Origin of the sequence: Salinigranum sp. (assembly GCF_041641895.1) — an archaeon.
Classification (GTDB): domain Archaea; phylum Halobacteriota; class Halobacteria; order Halobacteriales; family Haloferacaceae; genus Salinigranum.
In genome coordinates, this window is the sequence record NZ_JBEPXO010000030.1 from 28,440 (window position 1) to 38,058 (window position 9,619).

Annotated in this window: 9 protein-coding genes; 5 read left to right on the forward strand and 4 right to left on the reverse strand. The window is 68.2% G+C overall.

What is annotated here, in order from left to right:
* Nucleotides 1–1,282, forward strand: a 1,282-nt coding sequence (locus ACESK5_RS08485; RefSeq protein WP_372911125.1) for an NADH-quinone oxidoreductase subunit D, incomplete at its 5' end; no start/stop codon positions are given.
* Between the two features lie 282 nt (nucleotides 1,283–1,564).
* Here the strand turns inward: ACESK5_RS08485 and ppk1 are convergent.
* Nucleotides 1,565–3,850 (reverse strand): polyphosphate kinase 1, encoded by a 2,286-nt coding sequence (gene ppk1 / locus ACESK5_RS08490; RefSeq protein ID WP_372911126.1) that lies wholly within the window; start codon nucleotides 3,848–3,850, stop codon nucleotides 1,565–1,567.
* Nucleotides 3,851–3,881: 31 nt separating this feature from the next.
* Entirely contained in the window at nucleotides 3,882–4,577 is a 696-nt protein-coding gene (locus ACESK5_RS08495) for a metallophosphoesterase family protein (RefSeq protein ID WP_372911127.1), read from the reverse strand.
* 354 nt (nucleotides 4,578–4,931) lie between these two features.
* Here ACESK5_RS08495 and map point away from each other — a divergent pair, with 354 nt between their 5' ends.
* On the forward strand, nucleotides 4,932–5,822 hold the full coding sequence (map, locus tag ACESK5_RS08500; protein ID WP_372911128.1) for a type II methionyl aminopeptidase: 891 nt from the start codon (nucleotides 4,932–4,934) through the stop codon (nucleotides 5,820–5,822).
* Nucleotides 5,823–5,877: 55 nt separating this feature from the next.
* Here the strand turns inward: map and ACESK5_RS08505 are convergent, their stop codons facing one another.
* On the reverse strand, nucleotides 5,878–6,078 hold the full coding sequence (locus ACESK5_RS08505) for a hypothetical protein (RefSeq protein ID WP_372911129.1): 201 nt from the start codon (nucleotides 6,076–6,078) through the stop codon (nucleotides 5,878–5,880).
* Nucleotides 6,079–6,218: 140 nt separating this feature from the next.
* On the opposite strand from ACESK5_RS08505, the gene ACESK5_RS08510 reads away from it, so the two are divergent.
* The 3 genes from ACESK5_RS08510 to ACESK5_RS08520 all read left to right on the forward strand — a co-directional run bounded on the left by ACESK5_RS08510 (nucleotide 6,219) and on the right by ACESK5_RS08520 (nucleotide 9,236).
* Nucleotides 6,219–6,755, forward strand: a complete 537-nt coding sequence (locus tag ACESK5_RS08510; protein WP_372911130.1) for an HIT domain-containing protein — start codon at nucleotides 6,219–6,221, stop codon at nucleotides 6,753–6,755.
* Nucleotides 6,756–6,818: 63 nt separating this feature from the next.
* Nucleotides 6,819–7,823, forward strand: coding sequence for a cation diffusion facilitator family transporter (locus tag ACESK5_RS08515; RefSeq protein ID WP_372911131.1), 1,005 nt, complete (start codon nucleotides 6,819–6,821; stop codon nucleotides 7,821–7,823).
* Nucleotides 7,824–7,853: 30 nt separating this feature from the next.
* The gene (locus ACESK5_RS08520; RefSeq protein WP_372911132.1) at nucleotides 7,854–9,236 is read left to right on the forward strand and encodes a carotenoid oxygenase family protein; all 1,383 of its coding nucleotides are present in this window, start codon (nucleotides 7,854–7,856) and stop codon (nucleotides 9,234–9,236) included.
* 4 nt (nucleotides 9,237–9,240) lie between these two features.
* On the opposite strand, the gene ACESK5_RS08525 is transcribed toward ACESK5_RS08520, so the two are convergent.
* On the reverse strand, nucleotides 9,241–9,619 hold a 379-nt coding region (locus ACESK5_RS08525; protein WP_372911133.1), incomplete at its 5' end, for a winged helix-turn-helix transcriptional regulator.

Sequence of the window (9,619 nt, forward strand, 5' to 3'; positions counted from 1 at the left end):
CGAGTACGAGGGCCACCCCGACCTGCGTCGCATCCTCCTGCCCGAGACCTGGCAGGGCCATCCGCTCGGCCTCGACTACGACCAGGACCGCCCACAGATCGTCCCGTACGTCGAGAACCGGAACCCCATCGAGGCCGACGCAGAGAGCGAGGACGGCGAGACGATGCTCATCAACGTCGGTCCGCACCACCCGGCGACCCACGGCGTCCTCCACGTCGAGGCGACGCTCAGTGGCGAGCAGGTGGTCGACCTCGAACCGGACCTCGGCTACATCCACCGCTGTGAGGAGCAGATGTGCCAGCAGGGGACCTACCGCTACCAGATCATGCCGTACCCCGACCGCTGGGACTGGAGCGGCGCGGGCCTGCTCAACGAGTGGGCGTACGCGCGAGTAGCCGAGGAGATGGCTGACGTCGAGGTGCCCGAGTACGCTCAGGTCGTCCGGACGATGAGCGCGGAACTCTCGCGGATCCTCGCACACCTGCTCGCCGTCGGGACCTACGCGCTGGACGTCGTCGGCGAGTTCACGGCCACGTTCATGTACGCCATCCGTGACCGCGAGAGGGTCCAGTCGATACTCGAAGACCTCACGGGTCAGCGGCTGATGTTCAACTACTTTCGGTTAGGGGGAGTGGTCTGGGACCTCCCCGAACCCCGCGAGACGTTCTTCGAGGAGGTTCGGGACCTCACAGACCACCTCGTCACGTCGCTCTCGGAGTACCACGACCTCCTGACGGCGAACGAGATCATCCAGCTTCGGACCGTCGACGTCGGCGTCCTCCCGCCGGAAGTCGCCAAATCGTACGGAGTCACCGGCCCCGTGGCTCGTGGGTCGGGCGTCGACTACGACCTCCGCCGCGACGACCCCTACGGCTACTACGACCGGCTGGACTGGGACGTCGTCACCGAGGACGGCTGTGACAACTTCTCGCGCCTGCTAGTCCGTCTACGCGAGATAGAGGAGTCGGCGAAGATCGTCGAACAGTGCGTCGACCTCCTCGAGGACTGGCCGGAGTCCGAACGGGAGATTCAGGCGAACGTACCGCGGACGATTCGGCCCGACGACGACACCGAAATCTATCGGGCCGTCGAGGGCGCGAAAGGCGAACTCGGCATCTACATGCGCGCGGACGGGACGGACAAACCCGCGCGTTTCAAGATCCGTGGGCCGTCGTTCTCGAACCTGCAGGCGCTCCCGGAGATGGCAGAGGGCGAGTACGTGGCGGACATGATCGCGTCGCTCGGCAGCCTCGACACCATCATGGGCGAAGTCGACCGCTGACGACGACGCGACGCGTCGCTCGGCAGCCTCGGGTCGAATCGGCGTATCACTCTCACTGACCACGTGGTCGGGGGGAACGAGCGGACCGTGCGACACCCGGACGCGGTGGACCACAGCCTCTCCCTCCCCAACCGGTGCGGCCGAGACGGAACTCGGCCGCGGCCCTCGCGTGTTCGCTCGCGTTCGCTCAGCTCTCACGCGCCGACCGCCACAGCGATGCGGTTGTGCGCGCCGGCACGCGGTCCCGCCGCTGATGTGACCCGCACGCGGTCTACAGTCGGCTCAGCGGTCGTCGGTGAACACGTCCGAGAAGTCGACGCTCGACTCGCGGCCGGCGTCGGCGTTCGACTGGAAGACGGTCGCGGGGTCCTCGGCGGGAACTGCCGCCCGCGCCCGCTCCATGAGTCGCTGGTGGCTGCTACGCACCGGGTCGTCCGCGCCCGGCCGGACCTGCTCGTAGCGCCCGTTGGCGTCCATGACCCACCGCTTGCGGTTGTCCTCGCGCGCGGCGTCGAGGACGAACTGCAGTTCCGCGCGGAGGTCGGGGTCCTCGACGGGGGTGACGGCCTCGACGCGGCGGTCGAGGTTGCGCGTCATCCAGTCCGCACTCCCGATGTAGTACTCGGGGTCGCCGTCGTTGTAGAAGTAGAAGACCCGCGAGTGTTCGAGGAACCGTCCCACGACGGAGAAGACGTCGACCGTCTCGCTCACGCCCTCGATGCCCGGGCGGAGGCGACAGATGCCACGCACGACGAGGTCGATGTCGACGCCGGCCATCGACGCACGGTAGAGCTCTTCAACCATCTCGGGGTCTTCCAGGGAGTTCATCTTCACGACGATTTCCGCGTCCTTCCCCTGGCGGGCGTGGTCGGCCTCGCGGCGGACGAGGCGGGTGAACTCCCGGCGCATGTTCTCCGGCGCGACCAGCAGTTTCCGGTACGACTCGTGCAGCGAGTGGCCGGTGAAGAAGTTGAACAGTTTCACCAGGTCCTGGCCGACGTCGCGGTCCGACGTCAGGAGGCCGAGGTCGGTGTAGGTCTTGGCCGTCTCGGAGTGGTAGTTCCCCGTCGCGACGTGCGAGTACAACTGCACGCCGTCGTCCTCCTCGCGCACGACGAGCGCCGTCTTCGAGTGCGTCTTGAGACCGATGGTCCCGTAGGCGACGTGGATGCCCTCCTCTTCGAGCCGTTTGACCCACCGGAGGTTGTTCTCCTCGTCGAACCGGGCTTTGAGTTCGACCATCACGGCGACCTGTTTGCCGTTCTTCGCCGCCTCGATGAGGCTCTCGATGACCTTCGAGTCCGACGCGGTGCGGTAGATGGCCGCCTTGATGGCGAGGACGTCCGGGTCCGAGGCGGCGGCGTCGAGGAACGACTGGACGGTGGTGGAGAAGGAGTGGTACGGGTGGTGGACGAGCACGTCCTTCCGGCTGATCTCGGCGAACAGTTCGTCGGGGTCGTCGGGGTCGACACCTGCGAACCGCGGGTGGACCTGCGGCGACCAGGGGTCCAGTTTCAGCTCGGGACGGTCCAGTTCCGTGAGCGAGAACAGGACGGTGTAGTCGAGCAGGCCGTCGAGCGTGAACACCTCGCGTTCGGAGACGCCGAGTTGCTCGACGAGGAGTTCGCGGACCCGGTCGGGCGTGTCGGCGGACACCTCCAGGCGGACCACCGTCGCGAACCGCCGCTGGCGGAGCACGTCCTCGATTACGCCGATGAGCCCCTCGGCGACCTCCTCGTTCCGCCGCACCTCGGCGTTACGGGTCACCCGGAAGAGCGAGGCGTCGAGCACCTCCACGTTGGGGAAGAGGCGGTCGAGGTTCGCCTCGATGACGTGTTCGAGGCGGACGTACCGGGTGCCGTCGCCGACGTCGACGAGGCGCGGGCGGTTCCGGGGAATCTTCACCCGGGAGAACTTCACGTCGGAGCCGTCGCTCGTGAGCACCGCGAGCGAGAGCGAGAGGTTCGAGATGAACGGGAACGGGTGGGCGGGGTCGAACGTCAACGGCGTCAGCGTCGGGAGGACGTTCTGCTCGAAGTAGTCGGCGAGGTCGGCCTGCTCGCCCGACGAGAGGTCGTCCCAGTCGACGAGGTGGACGCCCTCGGCGGCCAGCGCCGCCCGCACCGCGTCGTAGCAGTGTGCCTGTCGCGCGAGGAGCGCGCGCGACTCCTCTAAGACGACCTCCCACTGTTCCTCGGGCCTCCGACCGTCGGGCGTCAGTTCCGTCACGCCGGCGTCCATCTGCTGTTTCAGGCCGCCGACCCGCTTCATGAAGAACTCGTCCATGTTGCGAGTGACGATGGCGAGGAACTTCGCGCGCTCCAGGAGGGGGTTGCGCTCGTCGAGGGCCTCGTAGAGGACGCGCCGCTGGAAGGCGAGTTCGGAGAGTTCGCGGTTGAGATAGAGGGCGGGGTCGTCGAGGTCGACCGCCTCGGGGTCGACGTCGAGCGACGTGTCGGGGAAGACGTCGACGGCGACGTCGGGACCGGAGTCGGAGTCGTGGGCCGCCTCCGGGTCGTCCGCGTCGCCCGACGACACCGCGGCGTCGGACAGTTCCTCCTGTGACATCGTCCTCTCTACGCCGTCGTCGGACTTGAGTTCACGGGGCGACGGGCACCCGCGGCGTGACGAACTTCGACGCGGGGCGGTGCTGGACGGTCCGGTCGGTCTCCAGCTCGAAGACCGTCTCGTCGTACCAGCTGTACGCCGTCAGCGACCCGCCGTAGACACAGCCGGTGTCGAGCCCGACGGCGTGGTTGCGGAGGACGGGGTCGGCGATGGGTGTGTGGCCGAAGAACACCGTCTGCGGACCGTCGTGTTTCTCCCACCAGAAGGGCCGCTCGTACCCGCTGGAGAGCGACCGCATCTCCAGGAAGTCGTCGACGTCGTGCTCGTCGAACGGCTTGCGCGGGTCGACGCCGCCGTGGACGACGAGCGCGTCCTCGAAGGAGATGGCGACGGGCAGCGAGCGAATCCACGCGAGATCCTCGTGGGTGAGTTCGGGCAGTTCCTTCGTCCCGCGGAGCAGTTTCTCCTCATTGTTGCCGCGGATGGTCACCATGTTGTCGTGGGCGCGGACGAAGTCGACGACGCCCTTGCTGTCGGGTCCCTTGCGGACGAGGTCACCGACGAAGACGAACAGGTCGTCGTCGGAGGGGCCGATACGGTCGACGAGCGTCTCCAGTTCGCGGAGACAGCCGTGGACGTCACCGACGACGTAGATGTCGTCCCACTCGCTCGCGTCGATTCGCTGGTGTTGCGCCTCGACGCTGTGGTTGAACTGTGGGGGAGTCATAGAGGGGGTGCGTGTGAGACACCTATGCGGAAACCATCTAAAGCATTGCTAAGTTAACTATATAGTCAAACGATGCCACGGTGACGGCCCCCAGGGCGTGGAGCGATTCTCACGCCGTCTCGGTCTACGTATGGTGTGCGCGAGCGCCTCCGTGGACGGACCGACGAGCGGCACGGGTGACCCGTCCGGGACCGTCGCGTGCCCCCTGCGTGGCGGGTGTGGGCGGTGTTCGGTCGCGTGCAGGACGGCACGCAGTCGGGGCCGGGGGCGTCGACTGTGCGTCTCTCGGGACGCCGACCGGTCGGCGCGCCCAGCCCCGCAACCTCTTTCCTTCCCTCCCTCAAACCGGAGGCCATGAGTATCGGACCCCTCGACGACGAGACCGTCGAGAAGTACCGCGAGGCGGGACGGGTGTTGAAGACGGTGATGGACGAGACGCGCGAACTGGTCGAACCGGGGGCGACCCACCTCGAGGTGGCCGAGCACGCCGAGTCGCGCATCGCCGACCTCGCCGACGGCTGTGCCTTCCCGGTGAACATCTCGGTGGACGAGGAGGCATCGCACTCGACGCCCGCCCGCGACGACGACACCGAGTTCGGCGAGGACCTCGTCTGTCTCGACATCGGCGTCCACGTCGACGGCTACATCGCCGACGCGGCCGTCACGGTCGACCTCGCGGGCGAGGACCAGTTGACCGAGGCCGCGGAGCAGGCGCTCGACGCGGCGCTCGACGAAATCGGCCCGGGCGTGGAGACGGGCGTCGTGGGGCAGGCAATCGAGGACGTCATCCGCGGCTACGGCTTCACGCCCGTGTTGAACCTCTCGGGCCACGGCGTCCAACAGTACGACGCCCACACCGGCCCGAACATCCCGAACCGGGGGACCGAGCGGGGCGTCGAACTCAAGGTGGGTGACGTCGTCGCCGTCGAACCGTTCGCCACCGACGGGCGCGGGAAGGTGAGCGAGGGGTCGAAAGAGGAGATATACAGCCTCGAGCACGAGCGGTCGGTCCGCAACCGACAGGCCCGCGAGGTGCTCGAACACGTCACCGAACACTATCGGACGCTCCCGTTCGCGGCACGGTGGGTCGACGTACCGCGCGCGGAGATGGCCATCTCGCGGCTGTCGCGACAGGGCGTCCTCCACGGCTACCCCGTCCTCAAAGAGGAGGACGGCCGAATGGTGAGTCAGGCCGAGCACACGGTCATCGTCACCGAGGACGGCTGTGAGATAACGACCGCGTAGCTCGACGCTGGCGGACCGTGGTGCGTCCGAAAGAAAGTGAGAACGCCTGCCCCAGTTAGGCGTCGTTCATCCGCTGTGCGGAGGTGGTCCCACACTCGAAGCAGGTGGACACGCGATACGGCTCGCGCGAGTACTCCGCGTTCTCCGGCTTCGAACTCTCCGTCCGAAGCTCGACCTGCACCTGGTGGAGCGTTTCCCGCTCACACTCCTCGCAGGGTTCGGTCATGCCGTCTGTGTCTGATGGTCGCGTAGCCATCGAAGCCCCCTAAGGATTCATCAACCATTAATTTACTTCATACTCTCTGGATAAATCATACATCTCTCTCGCTGATTCAGCCAGGGGTGACAGTCGGCCCGGACGGACAGGACTAAACGACCTCCCCCGCTCCCGGGCGTATGGACCAGCTCTTCGCACCGTGGCGCATCGAGTGGGTCGAACGGGACGGGGACGACGGCGACGAGTGTCCGTTCTGTGCGCTCCCGGACCGGGGCGAGGACGCGGAGACGAACGTCGTGGCCCGCTCGGAACACGCGTTCGTCCTCCTCAACAACTACCCGTACAACCCGGGCCACGTGATGGTCATCCCGTACCACCACACCGGGGAGTACGGCGCGCTGTCCGACGCCGAACTGCTCGACCACGCCCGACTGAAGGCGCGGACGTTCGACGCGCTGGAGACGGCGCTGTCCCCCGACGCGTTCAACGCGGGGTTGAACCTCGGCGGCCCCGCTGGCGGGTCAATCGAGGACCACCTCCACACCCACGTCGTGCCGCGGTGGACCGGCGACACGAACTTCATGCCCGTCGTCTCGGACACGTCGGTCATCGTCGAGGCCATCGAGGACACCTACGAGCGCGTCCACGAGGCGTTCGCCGCACAACCGGGCGCGACGGTGGCCGACAGCGGCGCGGTTCGGCTCAGGCTCGACTGACACCACCGCACAGCGTCGTCGTCGGGCGAAGCGTCTTTGACCCTCTCGGTCCAACCACGGTCGATGGACCGGTCGGACGCGGTACGGCGGGTCGGGGTAGTCATCCTCGTGGTGAACGTCGCGCTCGTGGTCGCCAAGGGCGGCGTCTGGTACCTCACGGGTAGCCTCGCGGTCGGGTCCGAGGCCGTCAACAGCCTCGCGGACGTCGTCTACAGCGTCGTCATCGTCGCGGGACTGTACCTCACGACCCAGCCGCCGGACTTCGAGCATCCGCACGGCCACGAGCGCATCGAACCGTTCGTCTCACTCGTCATCGCGCTCGGTGTCTTCGCCGCCGGCTTCGCCGTCCTGTGGCAGGCCGCGTCGTCGGTGCTGTCGGGCGACTACGGCGGCCTCGCAGGGTCGCTCGGCCTCGCCGTCCTCGGCGCGAGCGCCGTCGTGAAGTTCGGCCTCTACCGCTACTGCCTCCGGAAGAGTGAGTCGTACCACTCCCCGGCGCTAGAGGCGACGGCGCTCGACAACCGGAACGACATCCTCACCGCGGGCGCGGCGTTCGTCGGCGTCGTCGGGGCCTCGATGGGCGTGCCGATGCTCGACCCCGTCGCGGCGGGCGTCGTCTCCCTCGGCATCCTGTACACGGGGTACGAAATCGTCCGCGACAACGTCAACTACCTCGTGGGTGCCGCTCCGCCCGAGGCGCTCCGCATCGAAATCCTCCGCCGGGCCTTCGACCATCCCGACGTGCGGGGCGCCCACGACGTCGTCGCCCACTACGTCGGTCCCGAAATCGACGTCAGCCTCCACATCGAAGTGGAAGGCGACATGACGCTCCTCGAAGCGCACGACATCGAGACGGAGGTCATCGAGTCCATCCGGTCGCTCCCGCAGGTCGACGACGTCTTCGTCCACGTCGACCCGAAAGAACTGGGCGAGTGGAAGGAGGACGAGACGACGGACCTCCTCTCCCGGGAGTTCGGCGGCGAGGGGGAGACGGAGTCGGGACTCGGCGCGTCCGGGGCGACGTCGTCGGCCTCGACGAGCCCCAACGGCGACACCAGCGGCCAGTAACGCTTTCTCTCACCGGGACGGCCCTCCGGTGTGCATCCGTGGTTTCGAACGCTCACCGAGGAGGTGCGTGACAGACCGCTCCCCGTCGAGGGGACGGTCCCGGACTGGCTCGACGGGGCACTCGTCCGCAACGGCCCGGCGCACTTCGAGACGGCCGAGGGTCGGGTGAACCACTGGTTCGACGGCCTCGCCATGCTCCGTCGGTTCGGGTTCGACGACGGTGCGGTCCGCTACACGAACCGGTTCCTGCGGACGGAGGCGTACCGCTCGCGGACGAACGGGGACGTCGACGCGACGGAGTTCGGGACGGGACCGACGTCGCTCCGGCGGCGACTCGAGTCACTCCTCGTCCCGACGGCGACTGACAACGCGAACGTCACCGTGGCGCGACTCGGCGGTCGAACGGTCGCGCTCACCGAGACCCCCCGGATGGTCGTCTTCGACCCCGAGACGCTGCTCACGTTCGGGACGCGGCAGTTCGACGACGAGGTCCCGGGGCAGTGGACGGCGGCCCACGTCGAACACGACGGCGAGCGGGGCGAGTCGGTCGGACTGACCGTCCGGTTCGGGCGGACGTCGTCGTACCACGTCTATCGGCTTCCGGACGGGGCGCGAGAGCGAATCGAACTCGCCCGACTGCAGGTCGGCGAACCCGCGTACGTCCACAGCGTCGGCCTCACCGACCGGTACGTCGTCCTCCCGGAGGTGCCGTTCACCGCGGACCCGCGCCGGTTCCTCCGCCCCGGCATCGACTCGTTCGTCGATGCCTTCGCGTGGCACCCCGAGCGACCGACGCGCGTCCACCTCGTCGACCGTGACGACGGCTCGGTGTCGAGCGTCGACGCCTCGCCGTTCTTCTTCTTCCACACGGTGAACGCGTTCGACGACGGCGAGAGCGTGGTGCTCGACCTCGTGAGCTTCCCCGACGCGTCGGTCGTCGAGGGGCTCTCGTTCGACCGGGTCGAGCGGGGTGTCCGGGAGGCCACCGGGGCGCTCAGACGCGTCCGGATTCCCGTCGACGGTGGACGGGTGAGCGACCGGACGCTCGCGTCGAACGTCGCGCTTCCCCGGACGTCGCCGACGGTTCGCCGCCGCCCGTACCGCTACGCGTACGCCCAGCGGACCGGAGAGGGGGAGTTCACGGGGCTGGCGAGGGTCGACGTCGAACGGGCAGCGGAGCGAGTGTGGAGCGAGCGGGGCTGTTTCGCCGGCGAACCGGTGTTCGTGCCGCGTGAGACGGCACGGCGGGAGCGCGACGGGGAGGCGGACGGTGTCGTCTGCTCGGTCGTGCTCGACCGCGACGCCGAGCGGTCGTTCCTCCTGCTCCTGGACGGCGAGACGTTCGAGGAGGTCGGGCGCGCGTGGCTCCCGCACGCGCTCCCGCTCGGCTTCCACGGCGAGTACTTCGGCTGAACGCTCAGTCGCAGCAGTCCGGACCGACGGGCGGCGAGAGGTGTGCGCAGGTACCGCCGTCACAGGGGACGACGCGCGCTCGGTCGTCGATGGTCGACAGCGCCGCGGCGACCGCACGCCCCGCGTCGGTGAGCGCGTACCACGTCGTCGGCGGGGACGTCGCCTCGACCCGTCGCGAGACGAGGCCCCGACACGACAGGGCGTCGAGGCGACGCGAGAGAGTCGACGACGTCACGCCCAGTTCTCGGCGGAGCGCGGAGAACCGTCTGTCGCCGGCGTCGAGGGCGAACAGCACGTGCGGGGCGTACTTCGCGCCGAGAACGTCGGCGAGGTCGTGCCACGCGGCCTGACGGTCGGTGTCGAGCGTCACGTCGTCGGGTTCG

Bases quoted from the DNA above. Each gene is read 5' to 3' on its own strand.
- ACESK5_RS08515 (WP_372911131.1), top strand. From the start codon at position 6,819: ATGGACCGGTCGGACGCGGTACGGCGGGTCGGGGTAGTCATCCTCGTG.
- map (WP_372911128.1), top strand. From the start codon at position 4,932: ATGAGTATCGGACCCCTCGACGACGAGACCGTCGAGAAGTACCGCGAG.
- ACESK5_RS08495 (WP_372911127.1), bottom strand. From the start codon at position 4,577: ATGACTCCCCCACAGTTCAACCACAGCGTCGAGGCGCAACACCAGCGA.
- ACESK5_RS08505 (WP_372911129.1), bottom strand. From the start codon at position 6,078: ATGGCTACGCGACCATCAGACACAGACGGCATGACCGAACCCTGCGAG.
- ACESK5_RS08510 (WP_372911130.1), top strand. From the start codon at position 6,219: ATGGACCAGCTCTTCGCACCGTGGCGCATCGAGTGGGTCGAACGGGAC.
- ppk1 (WP_372911126.1), bottom strand. From the start codon at position 3,850: ATGTCACAGGAGGAACTGTCCGACGCCGCGGTGTCGTCGGGCGACGCG.